Source organism: Streptomyces sp. NPDC050211 (genome assembly GCF_040656035.1).
Lineage (GTDB): Bacteria > Actinomycetota > Actinomycetes > Streptomycetales > Streptomycetaceae > Streptomyces.
Map to the genome: position 1 here is coordinate 1 of NZ_JBFALC010000019.1, position 24,014 is coordinate 24,014.

Below are 24,014 nucleotides of genomic sequence, written 5' to 3' on the forward strand. Positions count from 1 at the left end.
AAACGGCGGCGGCCCGCGAGGCCGTACGGCAGGCCGCGGCACGGCGGCCGGGGCGGGCGGCCGAGCACGTGGTGCAGGTGCAGATCGGGCGGCTGGAGGTCACGGCGGCGTCCGCCGCGAACGGCACCCGACCGCGACCCGGGGCGACGCCCCGGCAGGCCGCGACCGTGAGCCTCGCCGACTACCTGGCGCGGGGGCGCGAGTGAGCGGGAGGGGGCGCAGCTGTTGTAACCGTCGTAGCTGTTGTAGCGAAGAGACCAGCGGGAACCGAGGAGTCGAGGAACCGACGTCATGAGCAACGCACTTGCCCTCGCCCATGTCACCCAGGCTCTCGCCCTGCTGATCGAGGCCAATCTGCAGCCCGAGATCGACATGGCCGTCAAGGTCGAGCCGCGCAAGCCGCCGGCCGATCCGCCAACGGACCCCACCATCACCGTGTTCCTGTACCAGGTCACGCCCAACACCTCCCAGCGCAACAACGACCTGCCGACCCGCGCGTCCGACGGCACGCTGCTCAAGCGGCCCGCCGCGGCACTGGACCTGCACTTCGTGATCAGCGCGTACGGCGAGGAGACGGAGCTGGTAGGCCAGCGGCTGATCGGCTCCGTGGTGCGCACGCTGCACGAGATCCCGGTGCTGCCCAAGGACGTCATCGAACAGGCCGGTGAGCGGCCCTACTTGGCGGGCAGCGATCTCGCCGAGGCAGCGCAGCGGGTGCGGTTCGCGCCGACAGTGATGGACATCGACGAGACGTCGAAGCTGTGGGGGATGCTGCACCAGACCCCGTACTCGCTGTCGGTGGTGTACCAGGCGGCTCTCGTCTTCATCGAGGGCCGCGAGACGCCGACCCCGCCGAAGCCGGTGGAGCGGCACACGGCACGGGTGCTGCCGTTCGGGGCGCCGGGGGCGCCGGTGCCGCCGGGAGGGGCGGAGGCGCCGCGGGAGGGTGAGAGCGGTGCGTCGGCGCCCGCGCCTGTTCCCGTTCCTGCGGAGGGCGGGGCTTCCGGGGAAGGGGCGGCTGCGAAGGCCGTCGGCAAGGCGCCCGCCAAGTCCGTGGCGAAGGAGCCTGGGAAGGCGCCGGCCAAGACAGTCGCGAAGGCACCTGCGAAGGCGCCCGCGAAAGCCGCCGCCAAGGCGCCTGCTCGCGCCCGTAAGGAAGCGCAGCCCGGGAAGACGGCGCAGGCGGGCAAGTCCGCGCGTGGCGCGGCCAAGAGCACGGGGGCCGTGACGTCCGGGGACTCGTCGTCGGAATCCTCTTCGGGTTCGGGCTCCTCTCCGGCAGGCGGCCCCGAAGGCGCGGAGAGCTGAGGCGGCGTGGGGACAACCGGGGCAGGTGAGGACATGGGGACGTACGAGACGGGCACAGCGGACGCACCGGGTGGCAGCCCGACGCTGACCGCGGAGATCCGGCGTGTCCTGGCCCGTGTCGACGCCCACGCGGCGCGCGCGGCCGGGCGGGGCACGGCCCCGCAGACCGATTCCGATGACGGCTCCCGCGATGGCGGCGGCGCCGTCACCCCCGCACCGGACCCGGCCGCTCCCGCGACCGCGCCGCTCGACGCACTCGTCACCTGCTTCGGCCTCACTCCCTTCGAACGGGACCTCGTACTCCTTACCGCGGCCCACGAGTTGAACCCCACGACCGCCGCCCGGTGCGCCGCCGCGAGCGGTGATCCGGAGCGCGCGTACCCCACCTTCTCGCTCGCCCTGGCCGCGCTCGCCGAACCGCACTGGAGTGCCCTCACCCCGGTCGCGCCGCTGCGGCGCTGGCGCATCGTGGAACTGGAGGACGATTCGCGCCTCACGCTGTCCCGGCTGCGGCTCGACGAACGCATCCTGCACTTCCTGCTCGGCTCGCCCTACCTGGACGCCCGGCTGCACGGCCAGCTGCGCCGCACTCCGGTGCCGGACGAGATGCCGCCGTCGTACGACCTGGCCGCGAGCCGGGTCGCCGGCGGCTGGACGACCGCCGCCCGCCCGGACGCGCCGATGCTCGTCGAGGTGGTCGGCGGCGATCTGCGCAGCCGGGCCGAGATCGCGGCGGCCGCGGCCGCGCGGTCCGGCCTCGGGCTGTACGCGATGAGTGCCGAGGACATTCCCACCGACGCGGCGGAGCGCGACCGGCTCGCCCGGCTGTGGCAGCGCGAGGCGATCCTGCTGCCCGCCGCGCTGCTCGTGGAGGTCGGCGAACTCGACCGCGACCAGCATGCCGCCACCGACGCGTTCCTGGCCGGGGCCGCCGTTCCCGTCGTCGTGTCGAGCGACGATCCGCGGCAGACGGACCGGTCGCGCGGCGAGCGGGTGACCGTGCCGCGCCTGGACGACGAGGAGCAACTCCGTCTGTGGGCAGGCGCGTTCGAGAACGTCGTCGACATCGAGGAGGGGCAACTGCGGTCCCTGGTCGCGCAGTTCCAGCTGCCGCCGCACGTCGTACGTTCCGCCGCCGCCGCCGTACGCCGTGATCTGCCCGGCGAGGACGAGCTGGACGCCGCCGGGCTCGCCTGGCGGGCCGGGCTGAACGAGGCCCGGATCGGGATGGACGACCTGGGCCGCCGCATCGAGCCCGAGGCGGGCTGGGACGACCTCGTCCTGCACGAGCGGCAGACGAGCGTGCTGCGCGAGATCGTCGCGCATGTGCGGCAGCGGGCCACCGTGCACCAGGAGTGGGGGTTCGCGGCGACCCTGCGCCGTGGGCTCGGCGTCACCGCCCTCTTCGCGGGCGGCTCCGGCACGGGCAAGACGCTCGCGGCGGAGGTCATGGCCAAGGAGCTGGGGCTGGACCTGTTCATCATCGACCTCTCCCAGGTGGTCAGTAAGTACATCGGTGAAACCGAGAAGAACCTCCGCAAGGTCTTCGACGCCGCCGAACGCGGCGGCGCCCTCCTCCTGTTCGACGAGGCCGACGCCCTCTTCGGCAAGCGCAGCGAGGTCAAGGACAGCCACGACCGGTATGCGAACTTGGAGGTCAGCTACCTGCTGATGCGGATGGAGGCCTACCGGGGCCTCGCGATCCTCACCACCAACATGAAGAAGGCCCTGGACACGGCCTTCATGCGCCGTATCCGCTTCGTCGTCGACTTCCCCTTCCCGGCCGAGCACGAACGCGCCGAGATCTGGCGCCGTGTGCTGCCACCGCAGACCCCCACCAAGGGCATCGACCCCGAACTCCTCGCCCAACTCACCGCCGCGGGCGGCTCGATCCGCAACATCGCCCTGTCCGGCGCCTTCCTCGCCGCCGAGGAGGGCGACCGGCTGCAGATGCGGCACCTGCTTGCCGCGGCCCGCACCGAATACCTCAAGCTGGAACGCTCCTTGACGCCGACGGAGGTCCGCGGATGGGTGTGAACAGGCCAGATCGACAGAGCGCGGCCGGTCGTCCGGAGCCGCGCGAGATCCGTGTCGACATCGGCGAGCTGGTCCTGGACGGCTTCGGCTCGTCCGTGGATCCGCAGCGCGTATCGGCGTCGTTCGAACGGGAGTTGACCCGTCTCGTACGGGAACACGGGGTGCCGCTGGCCGCGGACGGTGCCGTGTCGGTGGACGGGGTGTCGGGACTGCCCCCGATGCCCGCCGGGTTGTCCGCGCGCCGTCTCGGCCAGGAGCTGGCCCGCGCGGTGCACGCGGGGCTCTCGGGCCGTGGGGAGGTGACGCGATGACGACCTCCGCCTCTCAGGACTCCCAGGCGGCCGAGCAGGCCGCCGCCGAGCGCCGCCGCAAACGCAAGGAGCGCGCGGCGAAGAACCGCGCGCCGGAGCCGAAGAGCATCGTCAGCGGGGCCGGGCAGCCGCTCGACGCCGGTGTGCGCCGGGAGCTGGAGGAGCAGCTCGGCCACGACCTGGGCTCCGTACGCCTGCACACTGACCGCGACGCGGGTGCTCTCACCGGCATGCTGGGCGCGGACGCGGTGGCGGTGGGCCAGGACATCTTCTTCGGCGAGGGCCAGTACCAGCCGGGCACGGAACAGGGCCGTGCCCTTCTCGCGCACGAGCTGCTGCACACGATCCAACACCCGTTCGCGAGCGGCACGTTGGCGGCGGGCCGTGACCTGGGCCAGGTCAGCGCGCCGCACGAGGCGGCCGAGCGCGCCGCCGAGGACGCCGCCCAGGCCGTGGCGCGCGGCGAGCAGGCACCCGAGGTCGCCCCGGAGGCCAGCACTCCGGCGTGGATGCGCTACACCACCGTCCACGCCGACCGCAATCGGCTCGAGCACCTCGACCCCGCCACGCTGGTCGACCGCCTCGCCAACACGGTTATCCGGTCGCTCCGTTCCGACCCGACGGACAGCGCTCAGCGCGTCCGCGCCTCGCTGGCCCCGCTCTCGGAGGAGCTTCAGGAGCGCGTACTGGACCGGCTGGAGCACCGGCTGCTCACCTCCGAGCACGACTTCGTGGTGGACCTGGTCACGGAGATCGAGGTGGACGGCCAGGCGGAGAGCGAGGCCACCGCCCGGCAGCGGGGCCTCCTCGCCCCGGAGGTCGAGGAGGACACCGCCGAGGACGTGAAGGCGGAGCGGGAGAGGGAGCAGGAGGCCGCCCAGGAGGAGCAGCAGCGCACCGAGCGGACGGGTCCCGCTCCCGGCCCGGAGAAGCAGTCGGTGGACGGGGCCGGGTCCGGGGACACCGCTCCCGCCGCGGGCAGTACGCCGGAGAACGCGGGCGGCACCGTCCCGCAGGGCGGCACTCCGGGCGCGGACGCCGGGAAGGCGGAGGACGACAAGGAGTCCGACCCGCGGACGGGCGGGGACGCCTCCAGCCCGAAGGGGGATGGCCAGCAGCCCACTTCGCCCGCCGCGCAGTCCGAACAGAAGCCGGGGCAGCAGGAGACCGCGGCCGGCGGGAAGGCCGGAGCGCCGGCCGCCGGGAAGCAGGGCGAGAAGTCCGGCGCGGAGAAGAGCGGACAGCAGGGGCAACAGCAGGACAAGGGGAAGCAGGGCGGCGGGAAGGACGGCGACCGGGCCGGAGCGAAGCAGGCCGAGGAGAAGGCCAAGAAGGAAGCCGGCCAGGAGGATGCGGCGGGCCCGCGCGCGGACGCCGAGGACGAGGCCGCCAAGGCCCGCGAGAGCGCCGCCGCGACCGAGGCCGCCAAGCAGGACGCGCCCGGCCGCGACGAGGGCAGCCCCACGGCCATGGCGAAGGACGACGGGTTCCCCGGCCGTGCCGGCACGCTGGACGGGGCCCGCGCCCAGGACCAGGAGGGCGAGGAGGAGCGGGAGGAGTCCCCCGGCCAGGGCGGCGACTCCGAGGTGGAGGTCGGTGGCGGGGAGCAGAGCGCCTGGGACATCAAACTCAGGCCGGAGGACTTCCTTCCCGAGCAGGACCTCGACGTGTCGAACGTGCCGACCTCCGACCAGATCGACGAGTCCGCCGGGAACTCCGCCCCGACCACTCCCTCCTTCTCCGCCCCGCCGCCGACCAGGGCCGAAAAGGTGCAGGCACAGCGTCAGCAGGAGGACGAGGAGGACGCCGAGCGCGAGGCGGCGGCGGAGAAGGACGACCCGGGCACCGACGACTCCCCGCCTGTGCCGGGCGCCGAGGAGGAGGCTGCGGAGCAGAGCCGCCGTACGGAGAGCGAGCTCGACCCCGAGGAGAAGTCCGAGCCGAAGCCCGCACCGGGCGTGGCCTCCAAGGACCCCAAACAGGGCGACGACCCCAAGGCGGGTCCGGTCGCCGCCGAGGCCAACACGCAGGAGGCCAAGGACCGTTCGAAGGAGACCGGCGGGGGTACGGCCGAGCAGGCCGCCAAGGACGAGAAGGGCACGCCGACCGCGGGCGGGCCGGGCGACAAGGCGTCGGGCGGCGACAAGGACTCCGCCCAGTCCCGCTCCGACACCTCGGCCAAGGAGCCCCCGTCGGGCACCGCCAAGACGGGCGCCGAGGGGGAGAAGGGCGCCTCCGACGAGGGCGCAACGGGAGCGGCGAAGGCCGAGGAGTCCCCAGGCCCGCAGGAGTCGAAGGGGCCCAAGGACCAGGGCGGGAGCGGCACTTCGGACGGGTCCGCGTCCGGCGGCGGGACGACCGACTCCGACAGCTCGGCCGATACGGGTACGACACCGTCGTCCGGCTCGACCTCCAGCCAGCCTTCAGGCAGCGACAACTCCGGCTCGGACACGGCGAGTTCAGCCTCACGTACGGAGTCGCCCTCTTCCTCCCGTACGGAGAAGCCGGGCCCGAGGGCCCAGGAAGCGCGGACGGAGAAGCCGAAGGAGCAGGCTCCGCAGCCGGAGAGCAAGGCGGAGAGCGGGGCCGACTCCGGGGGCGGGGCCGACTCCGGCTCCCGGGCCACTCCCGCGCCGGCACGCGGCGGTGGCGGCGGCGCCTCGAAGGGCGGCTCCACGGGTGGGGGCAAGGCCTCCGCGGCCAAGGTGAAGAAGGCGTCCAAGGCGGCGCCGGACCTCTCCGGTGGCTCTCCCGAGGAGGGCCTTGCCACCGCGTCGAACCTCAAGCCGCACCAAGCCGTCGAGGCGATGGACAGTGTCGGCGGTGCTGTGGACAAGGACGTCGGCAAGGAGCACAAGCAACTGGCGTCCAAGCCGCCCGCCATGGACCGCCCCACCGGCGCCCCGAGGACCCTGCACGGCAAGCCGGACGCCGAGGAAGCGGCGCAGTACAACGAGGACAAGGCCGAGCGCGCCGAGGACGCCAAGGACGAGAAGGCCGAGGTCAAGGGCGAGAAGAAGCCCGAGGGCAAGATCGAGGCCGAGGAGATGGAGGAGCCCGACTTCTTCGACCAGGTCGGGATGATGGCGGGTTATGCCCTCGGCTGGGCGGGCGACCTGATCGGCCTCGATGTGACGGCGGAGGATCTCGCCGCGCAGTTCGCCGGGATGCCGACCAAGGACGAGGCCATGAAGCAGGCGCAGAACGGTACTGCGCCGGGCGTGGAGATGCAGGGCCAGGCCGACGACAAGGCCGAGGAGCAGGGCGGCAACACCGACGACAAGAGCCAGGAGGCCGCCGAGACCGGGGCCGACGACGCCGGTCGGAAGATGGGCGAGGACCAGGTCTATCCGGACGCGCCGAAGGAACGGCTCGAAGGGAAGGTGCCGGCCGAGCAGGGCGGCAAGTCGCGCGTCGGTGGAGGCGGTGCGAGCACTGGTGCCGTACCACCCGAAGCGGCCTCGGAAGTGGCCGAGCACGAGCGCAAGCCGCAGTTCAAGAAGGCGCTCAGTGACGGCCGCCAGGACATGGGCAAGGGCCGGGAGAAGAAGACCCAGGACACCCGTACGTCCCAGGAGAAGCACAAGCGGCAGGTCGACAAGGAAGTCCAGTCCAACACCAAGGAGCAGACGGGCAAGCGCGAGGGCGTCCTGACGGACGTGGACAAGCAGCGCTCCGACTGGACCAAGGAGCAGGACGACGAGCTGAAGAAGCTCGGCACGAAGAAGTCGGACCGGGAGAAGAAGGTCCGGGAAGACGTCAAGAAGGAAGAGGAAGACACCGACAAGGACGTCGAGAAGGAGAAGGAGACCAGCGACAAGGACGTCAAGGACAAGGGTGAGAAGGCCGAGGAGGACGCGGAGAAGAAGAAGGAAGAGAAGACCGACGACTCCAAGAACTGGCTGTCCAAGGCGCTCGACTGGATCAAGGAACAGTTCATCGCGCTGCGGGACAAGATCGTCAAGATCATCAAGGACGCCCGTGAAGCGATCATCGGGGCCCTGAAGAAGTTCAAGGAGACGGTCGAGGGCTGGATCAACGCGGCCCGCGAGGGCATCGTCGAGATGATCAAGAAGTTCATCGAGGACCTGATCGAGTTCGTCACGTCCTTGGTGGAAGCGGTCATCGAAATCGCCCGCCGTATCCGCAAGTTCATCACGGACCTGATCAACGCGGCGCTCGCGTTCGTCACCCAGCTCGCCGCGGCGCTGAAGCAGATCATGAAGGATCTGCTGGAGTCCATCGCGAAGCTTCTCAGCGACATCCTGAACGTCCTGAAGAAGATGCTTCTCGACGTCCTGAAGGCCTGCAAGGACGCCCTCAAGGCGGTCCTCGACTTCGCGACGAAATTCATCGCCGCCTTCGGCGAGTTCATGATGATCCTGGTCGACATCCTCTCGGACCCCGGCGGCTGGCTCAGCGGCGCGAAGAACTCCGCGTACGACGGTGCGAAGAACCACCTCTTCAACGAGGTCAAGAGCGCCGTGAAGCAGTGGTTCAACGACAAGGTCAAGGAGATCACCGGCCTGACCGAAGCCGTCTGGAACAAGCTCATGAAGGGCGGCTGGACCCTAGAGAAGATCGCCAAGGAGGTATGGGACGCGATCGTCCCTCAACTCCCCTTCATCATCGGCGAGATCGTCATCACAAAGGTCCTGGCGAAGCTGATCCCCGGCGCCGGCTGGGGCGCGGCCATCCTGGAGGCCATCCAGGCCGCGATCGGCTCGCTCGGCGAGATCCTCAAGGCCATCGGCGCGGTCATCACCTGGCTCAAGTCCGTACGCCAGGGCGGCGCGGGCGTCCTCTTCGCCAAGGCGATCGCGGCGGGCATCGTGGTCCTCCTTGAAATGGCCTACGAGTTGATCCTCAGCGGGATCGGCAAGTACGTGTCGAAGGTCGGCACGCGGCTCAAGGGCGTCGCCGCCAATATGGGCAAGGACAAGGGCGGCGGCACGGACAAGGGGAAGGACGGGCAGGGCGGGGACGACAAGGGGCCCAACAAGGACGGCGACAAGGGCGCGCCGCCCTCGTCCACTCCGGCCAAGACGCAGACCTCCACGACTCCGCCGGGGAAGAAGCCCCAGGACACGCCGAGCAAGCCGAAGGGTCAGGACACGCCGGGCAAGCCCAAGGGTCAGGACGGGCCGGGCAAGCCGAAGGGTCAGGACGGGCCGGGCAAGCCGAAGGACCAGGCTGGGCCTGCGAAGCCGAAGGGCCAGACGCCTCCCGGCAAGCCCAAGGACAAGGACGGCCCGACCAAGCCGAAGGACCAGGACGCGCCGGCCAAGCCCAAGGACACCCAGGCCCCGTCCCCCAGGCCCACGAGGCCCAAGGGCCCCACGAACAAGAACGACAAGACCGAGGACAAGAACAACACCCCGAGCAACAACTCGACCAAGCCGACGCCTCCCACGTCCAAGGACAAGAACGGCAATCCGAAGGACAAGGACCAGCAGCCGGACAAGGACAAGCAGGACACCAAGCCGACTCCACCGGTGAAGCCGAAGCAGGACCCGAAGCCCAAGGACAAGGACGCGCCGGGCAAGCCCAAGGAAAATGGCCCTCCGGGCAAACCGAAGGACCAGGAATCCAACAAGCCAAAGGACACGGACAAGGGCAAGGACGGCAAGCCGAAGAACGAAGAGGACAAGCAAAAAGGAGACGACGGAGATAAGTCGAAGACTGACCCGAAGCAAGAAAAGAGGGACAAGCGGAAGGAAGAGGAGGATAAGGACAAGGAAGATCGCCTGAGGAAGATTCTCGCGAAGATCCGGCCACGCGATCAAGAACTCCTGGACAAGGGGTTGGCGGAGTCGAATCACATATCGACCCTCGCGGAGTTCAAGGACTATTACCGCTTGACCGGGCTTTACAAGACAGGGGGCGAAAGTTTCGGAGTGCGAGGGACGCTCAACCCCGCGGCGATGAGCGGCATTCACGGGGTGAACACGCCGGCGAATCAGGACCGCACTCACCCCGAACAATTTCCCTCGCCGGATATATCTCCCGGTCGAGTCGACGACAAGCTCACTCGCGTGGACTACGACAAGGTGCAGAACACCGGGTCGAATATTTCCAGTAAGTCCATGGAAGGAAAATTCCTCGACAGTACGATGAAGAAGAAGGGCCAGGTTCCGGACAAAAACAGGAAGCAGCCGCTGGGGTGGGAGTACATTGCCAACAATGGCCTCGGGAAGGGTGCGGAGTGGGTCAAGATGCACCTCCTGCCGGGTGGGAGTTCGAAGGGTCTTGGCGGGCACAACGGGGCGAATAACCTTGTGCCGGCGCGAGGCCACCGCACCAATGACTTGTTCCACCGAGAAATCGAGAAGTGGGCACACGATTCCATCATCGATAAGTCGGATGAGGAGAGAGGAAGTGGGAAGAACGCCAAGCACAGGATGATCTGGTACAAAGCCGAGGCGGACTTCAACCACTCCGACTTCCCCGGATTCCCCGATCGAATCAGCGCCTCTTACGGCGGATACACAAAGAAACGGCCAGAGCTTACGGGAAAGTTGCCCGAGCACTGGGAACCCAAAACATCCCACACCTACGAGGCCCCTGGAATTCCTCAGCCGGACCCGGACGAGAAACACAGCATTCACATCAACTCTGCGGGAGAGAAGATTCTCGGAGATCGGCTCAAAATATCGAATCGGAGTGCGCGACACATAGCCGGGACGTTCGAGCAGTCGGAGACGAAGGTCGAAAAGCCTACCTACACGAACCTCGGCTCGGTCAGAAAATACCTTCGGGAGCAGCAGCGGGAGAACAAGAAGCCCTCGGACAGAATAATCGAAGAAATAATGCGGCAACTGGCGAAAAAGAAACAAGAAATCGACTGGCGAGTATGACATGAAGGATCGCGAAAGGGCTGCCATGCAAGACGCCGACGACCTGGAAAGGCGATTCCTTCGAGCGGTGCGGGAACTGAGGGAGGAGGTGAACGTCCGGATCGAGTACGAGTACGTCTCCCCTTCGGCCGCAACGTCTGAGGAGGTGGACCTTGCCCTTCGCGAACTCGACGAAAACGGGCGGCTGCACCTGGAATCCGCACTTCACCACCAATTTTTCGTTCCTCGGGAAGTTCACGTCCTGTGGGAGAGCGAAGGCCATCAGGCACTTGGCGGGGAGTTTCAGCTTCACAGCACAGTGGATTCAGCAAGCCACCCGGAATACGTGCCGACGGATGTCAACCTGAAGCCTCGCCGTCAAAAGATCCTCTCCGAACTTCGCGCCATCGATTCTTTGTCGCAAAGCGGGATGGGCGCGGTGGCAGGCGTGCGGCTGTCTGCTGAACCACCCTTCGAGATGTGGTACTACAGCAAGACTGAGCGCATGTTTCAGAAACTGAATCTGAGCCCGAGCGGCTATCTGGAAACCGTGTTGGCAACTAAAGGCACTACAGGTTGGCAGTACCTGTTCGCTGACGTCGACTTCAGGGATTCCTGGCTGGAGGAAGTCGGCAGCAACCTCCAAACGATGCTGGAGACGTTTCCCACGCTCTTCCCCGAATATGACTACGAGCCGCTCCGTGCACGCTTGGAGGCCCGCCTGTGACCCGCTACGCCGACATCCCCAAGCCCATCCGCTCCGGAATAGTCCTCGTCGACCCCGAACTAGGCACCCCCCAACGCGTCATCGTGCTCCAGTTCAACCCCGACACCCTGGAACGCAGCCTCTCGCCTCAGTCCGCAGGAGGCAGCGGTGATTCCGGTGGAGGAGGCAGTGGCAACGGGGACAGAAACGAGGCTCTCCGGCTCAAAGGCCCCGCCCAGGAGACCTGGAAGTTCACCGCCGAGATCGATGCCACCGACCAGTTCGAGATCGCCGCACCCGACGGCATCCACCCCCAACTGGCCGTGCTCGAAATGCTCGTGCAGCCGACCTCCTCCCAACTCCGCGAAGCCAGCCGGCAGTCGCAGAAGGGGACCATCGAGATCTCTCCGATCGAGATGCCGCTCACTCTCTTCACCTGGGGGAGCAAGAGGGTCATGCCCGTGCGGCTCACCGAGCTGTCCATCAACGAGTCCGCGTTCGATGTCAACCTCAACCCGATCCGGGCCTCGCTCAGCATCGGGCTCAAGGTGCTCACTGTGAGCGATCTGCCGTTGGGGCACCCGGGTGCCGAGTTGTACTACGCGCATCTCGCGCAGAAGGAGCGCCTCGCCGCCGCCGCGCGCACCGCGGGGATCGGGTCGCTGGGGCTCGGCTCCGCCGGCATCGGAGTGGGAAGGGGCTGAGGGGCGAAAACCATGGCTGAGATCGAGCCGTACGAGAACGCGCTTGACGCGATACCGGGGGCCCACCCGTACCCCCGGACGAGCCGGTACCACGATGCCGAGATCGGCGTGCACCGGCTGCCGGACGGGACCGAGGTCCGGTACGCCAAGCGGCGGTTGCTGCCTCCGATCGAGGAGGCGGGCGACGACACGCAGACGCACATCGTCCGCACCGGCGAGCGCCCCGACCTGCTCGGGCAGCGCTACTTCGGCGACCCCGGCCAGTGGTGGCAGATCGCCGACGCCAACCCGGTGCTGGACCCGCAGGAACTCACCGACGAGCCAGGTCGCGAGGTCGACGTGCCGCTCGCCGGGTACTTCCCGCAGGGGCCGCAGGGAGTCCGGCGTGGCTGAACTGCCCGTGGGTCGCGGCCCCGTTCACATCACCCTGCACATGGGACCGAAGCTGGCCAAGCCCGTGCCCGCGGAGGTCGCCGAGGCGTTGCTCTCCGCCCAGATCACCGCCACCGCCGGCGAACGAAGCGGTTTCCAGCTCGCCTTCGACCTCACCAAGAACGGGCTCATCAGCCGCACCCTCCTGCCCGAGGGTTTCTTCGACCCGAAGACGCGGCTCATCGTGACCGTCACCGTCCGCGGCACCCCCGAGGTGCTCTTCGACGGGCTCGTCGTGCGCCAGGAAGTCGGGGCCAGCAACCAGCCGGGGCACTCCACGCTCACCGTCACCGGCGAGGACCTGAGTCTCCTGATGGACCTGGAGGAGCGCACCGACCGCTACCCCAACCTCCCTCCGTCCCAGCGCGTCCTCGCCATCCTGCGCCGCTACTCCGACTACGGCATCCGGCCCGACGTCTACACCGAGAAGGTGAGCCAGCCGCCGCACCAGGACCTCCGCGTCCACTACCAGACGAGCACCGATCTGCAGTACATCAACGAGCTCGCCCGCGCGAACGGCTACACGTTCTATCTGGAGCCGGGCCCCAACCCCGGCCAGTCCTCGGCCCGTTGGGGACCCGAGGTACGCCTCGGCATCCGCCAGCACGCCCTCAACGTCAACATGGACGCCAACTCCACCGTCGACCAGCTCACGTTCGCCTACGACGGGACGGCCCGCGAGGAGCCGCAGGCCCGCTGGCAGGACCCCGGCACCCGGCAGTCCACCCTCCTGCCCCAGCCGCCGATCAGTCCGCTGCGCCCGCCGCTCGGCAAACGCCCCACCCCGGCCCTCAGGCGCAAGACCCTCTCCGGCACCGCCAAGCACCAGCGCGAACAGGCCGAGGCCGAACTCCTCGCGCGCGCGGCCGTGTCCGCCGACGTCGTCTCCGGTTCGGGCTCGCTCGACGTGAACCGGCACGGCTACATCCTGCAGCCGCGCCAGTTGGTGGGTGTGCGCGGGTCGGGCCGTACGTACGACGGCGACTACTTCGTCAAGTCCGTCACGCACATCCTGCGGCAGGGGTCCTTCCAGCAGAACTTCACGCTGTCGCGAGAGGGACTCGAAGCGCGCAGCGCCTACGTCAGGCCCTGATCCCCCGAACCGACCATCACGACCAGTCAGACCAGGAGCAGTTCACATGGCGGCACCCAGCAATCGCTACCTCGGCAAGTTCCGCGGCCGAGTCGTGGACAACAACGATCCGCTGCACATCGGCCGGATCACTGTCGAGGTACCTGACGTCCTGGGTGACGAGCCGTCGACCTGGGCGCTGCCCTGTCTGCCGTTCACCGGGCCGCAGGCGGGCCAGTTCGTGGTGCCGGCGCCGGGGGCCGGTGTGTGGGTCGAGTTCGAGCAGGGCGATCCCAGCTTTCCGGTGTGGACGGGATGCTGGTACGGGGAACAGGGCGAGCTGCCGCCCGATGCCCGCCGTCTGGTGCAGCCGGCGTCGCAGGCCAAGCCCGTCGTGGTGCAGACACCCGAGGCGCACAAGATCGTGATGAGCGACCCACCGGGCCCCGATCAGGGGATTCTGCTGCAGGCCCAGGGCGGGGCGTACATCCGCATCACCAAGGAAACCATCGTGATCTCCAACGGCCTCGGCGCGGAGGTCATTCTGCGCGGAAACCAAGTGGACGTGAACGAGGGCCAGTTGACCATCGCGTCCAAGCGATAAGAACCGGGGGAAGGAAGAACGTGTCCGGGACATCCGGGAGTCTGCTCGACGCCAACGCCGTGATCGGCTGCCCGCACGGCGGCCGCGTCACCGCCGCCAGCTCACCGTCCGGCGGCGTACGCATCGCGGGTGCCGCCGTCGCCACGGCCGCCCACAGTTACGTCGTCACCGGCTGCCCGCACACCGTGAACGGCGTGCCCACGCCCTGCGTGACGGTCCGCTGGACGGCCGGCGGCACCGGCATCACCGTCGACGGCGCGCCCGTGCTGCTCGACACCTCCGCGGCCCAGTGCCTCACGGCGGCCTTCGTCCCGCAGGGCCCGCCCGTCGTCCAGACCGCGCAGCGCAAGGTCACCGTCCGATGAGCCGCCGGCTGAGCAGACGGATGAGCCACCGGACGTGCCCGCGGATGAGCCTCCGGCCGAGTCGCTGTACGACCAGCCGACCGAGCCGCCGCACGGCCAGCCGACTGAGTCGCTGCACGACCACCCGGCCGAGTCGCCGCACGAGCAGCCGTCCCACGAACCGCGAGATGAGCCGACGATGAGCCCACGCACCCGCCCCCGCACCGACATCGCGTTCCCCTTCCGGGCCGACCGCCGCGGCCGTACCGCGCACGCCCGCCACGGCGAGCACGTCCATGACCTGATCGAGCAGCTGCTGTTCACCAGCCCAGGCGAGCGCGTGATGCGCCCCGACTTCGGCTGCGGCCTGCTGGACCTGGTCTTCGCGCCGAACAGCCCGGAGCTGATGAGCACACTCGAACTCTCCGTCCAGGCCTCCCTCCAGCGGTGGCTCGGCGACCTCATCGACGTCGAATCCCTCGACGTGGTCAGCGAGGACCACGTCGTCCGCGTGTACCTGTCGTACGCCCTCCGCTCCGACGGGACCCGCCGCGACGACGTCTTCGAAGGGAGGGCCACCGCATGACGCACACGACAACTCCCCGCCGCGCCAAGGTCAGAGCCGCCCAGCTCAACGGAGTCGACGCCGTCGAGGTGAGCGACGACGGGCTGCTGCTCACCGTCACCTTCCTCGGTAAGGCCCCGCACGGCCTCGGCCCGGAGAACGTCCGGATCGACGGCGGCCGTCGGATCACCGGCATCACCGCCGTCGACGTCAGCGTCGAACGCGAGGAGGACCCGGAGCTCGACGACCGGCTCTACGTCACCCTCGACCGGGCCGGCGACACCTCCCGCTACCGGTTCGCCCTCGTGGAGACGGACCCGTACGGACGCCCGGGCACGGAGCCCTACCGCGGCTTCGACCAGCGCTACCACAGCGCGACCTTCGCCTTCCGGCCCGACTGCCCGACTCCCTTCGACTGTAAGGAAGACGGCGACGAGGCCCCGGACTTCCCGGCGGCCCCCGTCGTCGACTACACGGCCCGCGACTACGACACCATCCGCAAGCTCCTCCTCGACCGGCTCGCCCTCACCACCCCCGACTGGGTCGAGCGCAACCCCGCCGACCTGGGGGTGACCCTCGTCGAGCTGCTCGCGTACACCGGCGACCAGATCAGCTACCAGCAGGACGCGGTCGCCACCGAGGCCTATCTCGACACCGCGCGCCGCCGGGTCTCCGTACGCCGCCATGTCCGCCTCATCGACTACGCGATGCACGACGGCTGCACGGCCCGCGCCTACGTCGCCGTGGAGACCGCGGGCGACCACACGCTCGCCCCCGGCACCTACCGCTTCGCCTCCGTCGACGTCCGCACCCTCGACCCGCACGACCGCCCCGAACCCGGCACGGTCATCGGCGAGGTGGACCTCGGCGACCTCGACGAGCGCGGCTCGGTGGAGGTCTTCGAACCGGTCGTCACCGTCGACCCGCTGGAGCTGCGGGTCGCGCACAACGCGATCCGCCTGTGGACCTGGGGCGGCGAGGTGTGCACCCTGCCGAAGGGCGCCACGTCGGCCACGCTGAGGGACGAGTGGCAGGACCCGGAGACCTGCCGGGACCGCCAACTCGACCTGAAACCAGGCGACTTGCTGATTCTGGAGGAAGTGAAGGGCCCGCGCACCGGCACCCCCGGCGACCAGGACCCCGCCCACCGTCAGGCCGTACGCCTCACCTCCGTCACCCCGGCCGTCGACCGCATCGAGGACCAGCCGGTCCTGGAGGTCACCTGGGCCGCCGAGGACGCCCTGCGCTTCCCGCTCTGCCTCACCACACGCGGCGGACGCGACTGCCTGCCCGTCGAGGACGTGAGCCTCGCCCGCGGCAATGTCGTCCTCGTCGATCACGGCCGCACCCTGACCGGACTCCCCGAGACGGTCACCGTGCCGCAGGAGCCCGCCGTGGTCGCCCCCTGCGACCCCCCGGCCTTCGGCTGCCACGACCGCGAGGAAGGCAACGCGCCCGCGCGGCTCATCAACTCCCTCACGGACAAGACGGAAGAGGGTCAGGCGCTCACGCCCGACGATGTCCGTGAGCTGTTCGAGGTGGTCGGCGAGGCCGCGACCGTACGCGCCGGACTCGGTCTGGAGCGGGCGGGGCAGCGGCATGAGCGCGTCGTGCCCGGTACCGCGTACGCCCAGGCCACCGCCCTGCGCACGCTGCTCGCCCAGTCCGTCTACCCGGGGATCCGGCCCCGCTTCCGGCCGGTCCTCGGCCGTACGCCCGTCACCCAGGCCGTCCCCTTCCCCGATCCGCGGACCGTGTCCGCAGGCCAGGCCGAGCGGATCGCCGCCATCCCCGGGCGGATGCGGCAGCGGCTCGTCGAACTGTGGCGCAGCGCCCGGGACCAGGACGGACTCGGCGACGAGGAGATCGCCGAACTCGCCGTCGTCTACGGCCTGAAGATCCTGGAGCGTCTGGAACTCCGCCTGCATCCGGTGCGTGCCCTGCGGGAACTGCTGTACCGCAGCGACCAGTTGCTCGACGCCAAGCTCCAGCGCGTCGAGGTGCTCGCGGCACGGGCCCGTGCGGGCACGGTCCTCGGCGGCCACATCGCCTGGGAGATCGCGCACAGTTGGGGTCCGTCGTACGCGGCCGGGCTCCACCCCGACGAGCCGGTGCTCCGCGGCTCCGCGACCGCCGGGCTCGCGCAGGATCCGCGCCGCGCGCTGCCCGCCGTACGCGCCCTCGAAGGCGACGACACGGTGTGGGAGCCGCGCCGCGATCTGCTCGACAGCGGCTCCCGCGACCGGCACTTCGTCGGCGAACTGGAGGACGACGGCCGTATCGCGCTGCGCTTCGGCGACGGACGGCACGGGGCCAAGCCGACCCCTGGCTCGCGCCTCGCCCTGCACTACCGGCTCGGCGGCGGCACTGCGGGCAACGTCGGCGCGGAGGCCATCAACCACCTCGTCGTCCAGGACGACTGCGAGCCGCCACCGGCGGCCGTGGTCCGCAACCCGCTGCCCGCCACCGGCGGCACGGAACCCGAACCCGTCGAGCAGGCACGCCAGTTGGCCCCGCTCGACCTGCGCCGCACCCGGCTGCGCGCGGTCACCGCCGAGGATTACGCGGCCCTGGCCTCCGCCCTGCCCGGCGTGCAGCGGGCCGCCGCGGAGATCCGCTGGACCGGCAGCCTCCAGGAGGCCCACATCGCGATCGACGCATACGGCATCGGCGCCCCGTCGGCGACGCTGCTCGCCTCGGTCGAGCAGGCCCTGGAGCCGTACCGGCGCATCGGCCACGACCTCGTGGTCGGCCCGGCCCGGCTGGTCCCGCTCGACATCGCGCTGACCGTGTGTGCCAAGCCCGGTCACCAGCACGGGCAGATCCTGGCCGAGCTGTACCGGGTGCTGGGCAGCGGCCGCAGCGGCTTCTTCCACCCCGACGCGCTCAGCTTCGGCGAACCCGTCCGGCTCAGCCGTCTGGTCGCCGTGGCCGCCGCGGTCGCCGGTGTGGAGAGCGTCCGGGTGACCCGGCTGCGGCGGCTGTTCGAACAGGACCGAGGAGAGAGGGAGGACGGCGTGCTGCGGCTCGGCCCGCTGGAGATCGCCACCTGCGACAACGACCCGGACCGGCCGGAGAACGGCCTGCTGGCGATATCCCTGGGAGGTGCCCGATGAGCGACGCGTGCTCCTGCGGCGGCGCATGCGGCGGCCACGACGAGCGCCTCGCCCCCGCCCCGCTCCACAACCCGCCCGGCCGCACCGCGCTGGACTACCGCGTCGGCGAGTACGGCTCCTTCCTGGCGGCCGTGCTCGACCGGCTCGCCTCACCCGCGTACCCGGCGCTCGGCGGCTTGACCGTCCGCACGCCCGACGATCCGGCGATCGGTCTCCTCGACGCCACCGCTGTTCTCGGTGACCTGCTCACCTTTCACTCCGAGCGGATCGCCGACGAGGCGTACGTCCGTACCGCGAACGAGCACCGGTCGCTGGTGCTGCTCGGGCGGCTCGTCGGCCACCGTCCGCGGCCCGGCGTCGCGGCGGCCACCCATGTCGCCTACACCCTGGAACGCGATCCGCGCGCCGAGACGCTGCCGGTGGTCATCCCGCGCGGCGCGCGCAGCCACAGCGTGCCGGCGTCCGCCGATGAGCAGTCCCAGACGTTCGAGACCAGCCGTGATCTGGTGGCGCGCTGGGACTGGAACGAGTTGAAGGTGCGTCGGCGTCGGCCGTCGCTGGTGACCCCGGCGGATCTGGAGCGCCGGTCGGAGTTGTTCGTCGAGGGCACGGCGAACTCTCTGCAGACCGGTGACCAGTTGCTGTTCGTGTTCGGTGAACAGGCGGGTGGGGAGCGGAAGTTGCTGCCTGTCGCCAAGACGCGGGTCGATCGTGATGATGAGATCACGGCGATTTCGCTGCCGAAGTCGGCGCCGCCGACCTTGAAGGAACTCGTCGATGAGGTACGTCGGTGGATCGCCGAGCCTGCGGCTCCGGGTGAGCCGGGGGATGAGCCGCCTACTCCGGAGGTTCCTAATCCGCGTCCGGTCAGTCGGCTGATCGAGGACTTCGAGGATCAGGTTCTTGCGCCGTTGCGGGCGGATCTGGGTGCGGTGAAGACGCCGGAACAGCTCGCGGGGCGGCTTGCTGAGCCGGTGGCCCGGCTTGGTGAGGCGCAGGTTTTGGCTACGCCTTATGAGGACGTGGCGGAGTGGTTTGCTCAGCTTGAGGCGGTGCTTGCGGAACTTGGTGAGCGGGCCTTGGGGTTGGCGCCTGCGCAGACGGTTGAGTCGGGTGGGTTGGCGGGTGCGGCGACGTCTGGGCTGAGCGCGCAGTTCCCCGCGCCCCTTCGGGGCGATTCTCGTGCCGCTGCTCTTAAAGCCCTGAGCGCTGTACTGCCCGCCCTGCGGTCCGCCGCCCCCGCCCAGAGCAGTGCTCCACGCCGAGCCGCCGACCCTGTCCGGTTGCTCTCCGCGCTCAATCCCGGTCTATATCCGGCCTGGCGCACCGCCGCCGCTCCTGGCGCGCCCCAGCTTCTCCGCGAGCTCCTTGCCATGCGTGTCACCGCGGCCCCCTTCGGGGCCACCGCTCCGCTCAAGCCGGTGCAGGACGACCGGGGGCGGGTGATTCGTACGGCGGACTGGCCGCTCACGGGGGCGGCGCTGACCAGCATGCGCATCGTGTATGACACGGCGGGGAAGGTGCCGGTCCGGGGGGAGTTCCAGTACGTCGAGGGCAGCAGCTCCGATCAGCGGGCCGAGAATCTGCCTGTGCCGCAGTTCGTGAACTTTCCGCTGGGGCCGGGGCAGGTCGAGCTGTCGGTCCGGGCCGGGCAGGACAGGGACCTGAACTGGCTCAACCGGCGGCCCGCCGACTCCCAGGAGCCGGGCGTCACCGTCCGGATGCACTCGGGTCTGCCCGAGCGCACCCTGCATGTGTCGCGTCCCGACAACGACGGCCTCGTCCACGTCGGCATCAACAACGGAACGGCCGAGGAGGTCGCGCTGCGGCCGGGCGGCAGCGAGCAGTTCACCCACGGTGAGTACGAGGTGAGCGTGCGCTACACGGTGGGCACCGCCGAGCCCAACGTCGAGGTGGTCATCGCCAGCAAGCCGCAGCCCATCAACCGCCGTGTACTGCAGCTCGACTCCGTCCACACCGGCATCACGGTCGGCAGCTGGGTCGCTGTCCAGCGCCCCAAGAAGGGGGCCCAGGGCGGTATCCCCGGTGACGCCAAGCTGGCGTTCGTCACCACCCAGGTGGTCGCCGTCCGCACGGCCGCGTACAGCAACTACGGCATCACCGGCCGCGGCACCGAACTCACCCTCGCCGACCCCTGGCTGGACGAGTTCGACGTCCTGCTCTCCCACATCCGCGACACCACCGTGCACGCCGCGGGGGAGCCGCTGCGCCTGGCGGACGAGCCCCTTGCGGAGGACGTGTACGGCAACGAGATCGAACTGGCCCAGCTGTACGACGGGTTGCAGCCGGGGCGGACGCTGATCGTCAGCGGCGAGCGCACCGACATCCCCGGCGTGGCCGGCGTCACCGCCACCGAGGTCGTCACCATCGCCTCGGCCGACCCGGCCGTCGACCTGCAGCTGCCCGGTGACCACGTCCACACCGCGCTGACCCTCACCGCCGACCTCGCCCACCGCTACCGGCGCGCGACCGTCCGCGTCCTCGGCAACGTCGTCGAGGTCACCCACGGCGAGAGCCGCGAGGAGGCGATCGGCAGCGGCGACTCGGACCGGGTGAACCAGACGTTCGCGCTCTGGCAGACTCCGCTCACCTGGCTCGCCGACGACAACCCCCTCGGCGCCACGCCGGTGCTGGAGATCCGGATCGACGGCGTGCTGTGGCACGAGGTCGACAGCCTCGCCGGACGCGGCCCGAACGAACGAGTCTACATCACCGGCAGCACCGCGGACGGCCGGACCACCGTCTCCTTCGGCGACGGCATCCACGGCGCCCGCCTGCCCAGCGGCCACGAGAACGTCCGCGCCCGCTACCGCTTCGGCACCGGCAAGGCCGCCAACGTCGCCGCCGACCGCATCACCCAGCCCCTCACCCGGCCGCTCGGCGTCACCGCGGTCACCAACCCCCGTCCCGCGACCGGCGGTTCGGACGCGGACGGGCCCGGCCTGACCCGCCGTACGATCCCCCTCGCGGTGTCGGCCCTGGACCGGCTGGTGTCCACGCCGGACTACGAGGACTTCGCCCGCTCCCGCGCCGGTATCGGCCGGGCCGCCGCACGCGAGCTCTTCGACGGGCGGCGACGCGTCGTGCACGTGACGGTCGCGGGCACGGACGACGTGCCGCTCGGCGAGGAGACCCTCCGGCCGCTGCGGGCCGCCCTGACCGAGTACGGCGACCTGGGCCTGCCGGTCCGCGTCGACGTCCGCGAGCTGGTCCTGCTCGTCGTGGCGGCCAAGGTGAAGGTCGCTCCCGACCACGCCTGGGAGATCGTAGAACCGCGCCTGCGTCAGGCACTGCGGCGCCGACTCGGCTACGAGGGACGGGAGTTGGCGCAGCCCGCCCGGCTCTCCGACATCCTGGCCACGGCCCACACCGTGCCCGGCGTCGACTACGTGGACGTCGACGTCTTCACCGGCGTCCCCGCGTCCGCCACCCCGGACCGGCTCACCGAGCTGCTCACCCGCCCCGGCGCACCGCGGACGAGCGTGCCCGCGCACCCGGCGACGTACGACGAGACGGTCCACACCGTCCGAGCCGACGACGGCGAGACCCTGAGTGCCATCGCGGCGCGCTACGGCATCCCGCTCGCCGAACTCCTGCGCCTCAACCCCGACATCACCGACACCCGGCGCCTGCCGAAGGGCCGGTCGGTGTTCGTCTTCCGCGGTATCCGCCCGGCGCAGCTCGCGCTGCTGTCGCCGAGGGCCGCGGACACCCTGATCCTGACGGAGGTCAAGTGATGTCCCCGGACGTCCAGTTCGAGCCGACGACCGCCCCGGCGACGTCCAGGGAGCCCGACGGGCTCGCCGCGCTGCTGCCCCGCTGGCATCTGCTGCGCGACGCCGAGGAGGGCGAGGCGCTGCGCGCGCTGCTGGCCGTGATCACCGAGCAGCTGGACCGGGTCCGCGACGGTGTCGAGCAGGGCTACGAGGATCTGTTCGTGGAGACCGCGGCGCCCTGGGTGCTGCCGTATCTCGGCGATCTCGTCGGCTACCGCACCCTGCCCGGCTATGAACGCGTCCTCACCACGGGCCTGCACGAGGGTGGACGGGCGGCACTCGCCGAGGCCGTCGCCCCGCGCGCCGACGTGGCCGCGACCGTCGCCAACCGCCGCCGCAAGGGCACCCTCCACCTCCTGGAGGAACTCTCCGAGCAGATCACCGGCTGGCCCGCCCGCGCCGTCGAGCTGTCCCGCCTGGTCGCCCACAACCAGCCCGTGAAGCTGTACGGCGGCACCGAGCGTGCCGTCCGAGGGCGCCTCGTCGACCTGCGGAACTCCTCCGAACTCGCCCTGGCGGGCGGCCCGTTCACCACATCGGCCCGCACGGTCGACGTCCGCAGCGCCGACTCCCGCTACCGGCAGGGCGGCTGGACCCCGGCCGGCGTGGGGCTGTTCGTGTGGCGGCTCAAGGCGTACTCGCTGACGTCGTCCCCGGCGTACTGCATCGACCGCGCCCGCCACCTCTACACCTTCTCGATCCTCGGCAACGACAGCCCCCTGGTCACCAAGCCCGTCCCGGAGCCGTCGCCCACCCACATCGCCGCGGTCGACAACGTGCCCGCCTTCATCACCCGCCGCATGCTGCACGACCGGCTGGCCGACTACTACGGCCCCGGCAAGAGCTTCGTCGTCCGGCGCGACGGTGAGGACAAGCCCGTACCGCCGCAGGACATCGTCGTCGCCGACCTGTCCGAATGGCGCTATCGGCCGAAGCGTGGGCAGGTGGCCGTCGACCCGGAGCTGGGCCGGATCGCGTTCGGCGCCCGGTCGGCGCCCCGGCAGGGCGTGTGGGTGGACTACCACTACGCGTTCGGCGCCGACATGGGCGGCGGCGAGTACGAGCGGAACAGGGAGCCGCGCCCCGACGCCGAGACATACCGGGTCGGCCCCGGACAGCCGTACCGGCAGATCATGGACGCCTACCGGGCCTGGCAGCACGACCGCCGGGCCGACCGGACCGGGCCCGAGGGCATCATCGAGATCACGCACAGTGGCGCCTACCAGGAGCAGCTGGACTTCGACCTCGACCCGGGCGACCGCCTCGAACTGCGGGCCGCCGAGGGCACCCGGCCGGTGATCCGGCTGCTCGACTGGTACAGCAACCGCCCGGACGCCCTCAACATCCGTGCCGTGTCCGAGGACTGCGCCCCGCACGAGCGTCCCCGCCTCGTCCTCGACGGGCTCCTCGTCGCCGGCCGTGGCATCAACGTCACCGGTCCGATGGGCGCCGTCGTCGTCCGCCACTGCACGTTGGTGCCGGGCTGGTCGCTGGAGCCGGAGTGCGAGCCGCACTCGCCCGAGGAACCCAGCGTCGTCCTGGAACGCACCACCGCCTGCCTCCAGGTCGAGCACAGCATCCTCGGTACCATCGAGGTCATCGGCGACGAGGTCACGGAGGAACCCCTCGACATCCATCTGCGCGACAGCGTCCTCGACGCCACCGGCCACGACCGCGAGGCCCTGTCCGCCCCGGACTGCCGCCACGCCCACGCCGTACTCCATCTGCACCGGACGACGGTGATCGGCGAAATCCACACGCACGCCGTGGAGATCGTCGAGAACTCCGTCCTCACCGGGAAGCTGCACGTGGCCAGGCGCGGCATCGGCTGCATTCGGTACTCGGCCGTGCCCGCCGGCTCGCGCACCCCGCGACGTCACCGCTGCACAGCCGTACGGCCGTTGTTCGCCTCCGCGCGCTACGGGACGCCGTGGTACGGGCAGTTGGCCGATCGCGGCCCCGAGGAGATCCGCCGCGGATCCGACGACGGCGCCGAGATGGGCGCCTTCCACGACCTGTACCGGCCGCAGCGCGAGGACGGTCTGCGCGCGCGGCTGGAGGAGTACACGCCCGCGGGCACGGACGCCGGGATCTTCTTCGTGACATGACCGGGATCTTCTTAGAGACATGAGCAGTGCCGCCGTACGCCCGACCCGCACTTTCCTGAACCAGGGGGACCCCC

The 24,014-nt window shown here is 70.2% G+C and carries 14 protein-coding genes and 1 pseudogene; all 15 read left to right on the plus strand.

The window, feature by feature from the left end:
• Positions 1-206, plus strand: a pseudogene (locus AB0I98_RS20510) (hypothetical protein); the annotation flags it as partial.
• A gap of 85 nt (positions 207-291) precedes the next feature.
• Positions 292-1,308: a DUF4255 domain-containing protein gene (locus AB0I98_RS20515; protein ID WP_362943663.1), complete on the plus strand. Its 1,017-nt coding sequence runs from the start codon at positions 292-294 to the stop codon at positions 1,306-1,308.
• A 33-nt stretch (positions 1,309-1,341) separates the two neighbouring features.
• Complete coding sequence (locus AB0I98_RS20520) at positions 1,342-3,345, plus strand: ATP-binding protein (protein WP_362943666.1); 2,004 nt, start codon at positions 1,342-1,344, stop codon at positions 3,343-3,345.
• Complete coding sequence (locus AB0I98_RS20525; RefSeq protein WP_362943669.1) at positions 3,336-3,656, plus strand: hypothetical protein; 321 nt, start codon at positions 3,336-3,338, stop codon at positions 3,654-3,656. The genes AB0I98_RS20520 and AB0I98_RS20525 overlap by 10 nt, the downstream gene beginning before the upstream one ends.
• Positions 3,653-10,513, plus strand: coding sequence for a DUF4157 domain-containing protein (locus AB0I98_RS20530; RefSeq protein WP_362943671.1), 6,861 nt, complete (start codon positions 3,653-3,655; stop codon positions 10,511-10,513). The genes AB0I98_RS20525 and AB0I98_RS20530 overlap by 4 nt, the downstream gene beginning before the upstream one ends.
• Before the next feature lies 1 nt (position 10,514).
• On the plus strand, positions 10,515-11,219 hold the full coding sequence (locus tag AB0I98_RS20535; protein WP_362943675.1) for a hypothetical protein: 705 nt from the start codon (positions 10,515-10,517) through the stop codon (positions 11,217-11,219).
• Entirely contained in the window at positions 11,216-11,902 is a 687-nt protein-coding gene (locus AB0I98_RS20540; protein WP_362943678.1) for a hypothetical protein, read from the plus strand. Before AB0I98_RS20535 ends, AB0I98_RS20540 begins: the two co-directional genes overlap by 4 nt.
• 12 nt (positions 11,903-11,914) lie before the next feature.
• Positions 11,915-12,295 (plus strand): hypothetical protein, encoded by a 381-nt coding sequence (locus AB0I98_RS20545; RefSeq protein WP_362943681.1) that lies wholly within the window; start codon positions 11,915-11,917, stop codon positions 12,293-12,295.
• Positions 12,288-13,427 (plus strand): hypothetical protein, encoded by a 1,140-nt coding sequence (locus tag AB0I98_RS20550; RefSeq protein ID WP_210574804.1) that lies wholly within the window; start codon positions 12,288-12,290, stop codon positions 13,425-13,427. Before AB0I98_RS20545 ends, AB0I98_RS20550 begins: the two co-directional genes overlap by 8 nt.
• A gap of 46 nt (positions 13,428-13,473) precedes the next feature.
• Entirely contained in the window at positions 13,474-14,010 is a 537-nt protein-coding gene (locus tag AB0I98_RS20555) for a phage baseplate assembly protein V (protein ID WP_274236997.1), read from the plus strand.
• Positions 14,011-14,030: 20 nt separating this feature from the next.
• The gene (locus AB0I98_RS20560; protein ID WP_362943684.1) at positions 14,031-14,375 is read left to right on the plus strand and encodes a hypothetical protein; all 345 of its coding nucleotides are present in this window, start codon (positions 14,031-14,033) and stop codon (positions 14,373-14,375) included.
• A 178-nt stretch (positions 14,376-14,553) separates the two neighbouring features.
• The gene (locus AB0I98_RS20565; RefSeq protein ID WP_210575046.1) at positions 14,554-14,940 is read left to right on the plus strand and encodes a GPW/gp25 family protein; all 387 of its coding nucleotides are present in this window, start codon (positions 14,554-14,556) and stop codon (positions 14,938-14,940) included.
• The gene (locus AB0I98_RS20570; protein WP_362943687.1) at positions 14,937-18,035 is read left to right on the plus strand and encodes a putative baseplate assembly protein; all 3,099 of its coding nucleotides are present in this window, start codon (positions 14,937-14,939) and stop codon (positions 18,033-18,035) included. The genes AB0I98_RS20565 and AB0I98_RS20570 overlap by 4 nt, the downstream gene beginning before the upstream one ends.
• The gene (locus AB0I98_RS20575; RefSeq protein ID WP_362943690.1) at positions 18,032-21,793 is read left to right on the plus strand and encodes a putative baseplate assembly protein; all 3,762 of its coding nucleotides are present in this window, start codon (positions 18,032-18,034) and stop codon (positions 21,791-21,793) included. Before AB0I98_RS20570 ends, AB0I98_RS20575 begins: the two co-directional genes overlap by 4 nt.
• A complete protein-coding gene (locus AB0I98_RS20580) occupies positions 21,793-23,940 on the plus strand; it encodes a hypothetical protein (protein WP_362943693.1) in 2,148 nt (715 codons plus the stop codon). The genes AB0I98_RS20575 and AB0I98_RS20580 overlap by 1 nt, the downstream gene beginning before the upstream one ends.
• Positions 23,941-24,014 lie beyond the last annotated feature (74 nt).

Excerpts from the sequence above, each read along its gene's own strand:
- AB0I98_RS20570 (WP_362943687.1), top strand. The coding sequence starts at position 14,937 with ATGACGCACACGACAACTCCCCGCCGCGCCAAGGTCAGAGCCGCCCAG.
- AB0I98_RS20555 (WP_274236997.1), top strand. The coding sequence starts at position 13,474 with ATGGCGGCACCCAGCAATCGCTACCTCGGCAAGTTCCGCGGCCGAGTC.
- AB0I98_RS20575 (WP_362943690.1), top strand. The coding sequence starts at position 18,032 with ATGAGCGACGCGTGCTCCTGCGGCGGCGCATGCGGCGGCCACGACGAG.
- AB0I98_RS20530 (WP_362943671.1), top strand. The coding sequence starts at position 3,653 with ATGACGACCTCCGCCTCTCAGGACTCCCAGGCGGCCGAGCAGGCCGCC.
- AB0I98_RS20565 (WP_210575046.1), top strand. The coding sequence starts at position 14,554 with ATGAGCCCACGCACCCGCCCCCGCACCGACATCGCGTTCCCCTTCCGG.
- AB0I98_RS20520 (WP_362943666.1), top strand. The coding sequence starts at position 1,342 with ATGGGGACGTACGAGACGGGCACAGCGGACGCACCGGGTGGCAGCCCG.
- AB0I98_RS20535 (WP_362943675.1), top strand. The coding sequence starts at position 10,515 with ATGAAGGATCGCGAAAGGGCTGCCATGCAAGACGCCGACGACCTGGAA.
- AB0I98_RS20515 (WP_362943663.1), top strand. The coding sequence starts at position 292 with ATGAGCAACGCACTTGCCCTCGCCCATGTCACCCAGGCTCTCGCCCTG.
- AB0I98_RS20580 (WP_362943693.1), top strand. The coding sequence starts at position 21,793 with ATGTCCCCGGACGTCCAGTTCGAGCCGACGACCGCCCCGGCGACGTCC.
- AB0I98_RS20545 (WP_362943681.1), top strand. The coding sequence starts at position 11,915 with ATGGCTGAGATCGAGCCGTACGAGAACGCGCTTGACGCGATACCGGGG.
- AB0I98_RS20525 (WP_362943669.1), top strand. The coding sequence starts at position 3,336 with ATGGGTGTGAACAGGCCAGATCGACAGAGCGCGGCCGGTCGTCCGGAG.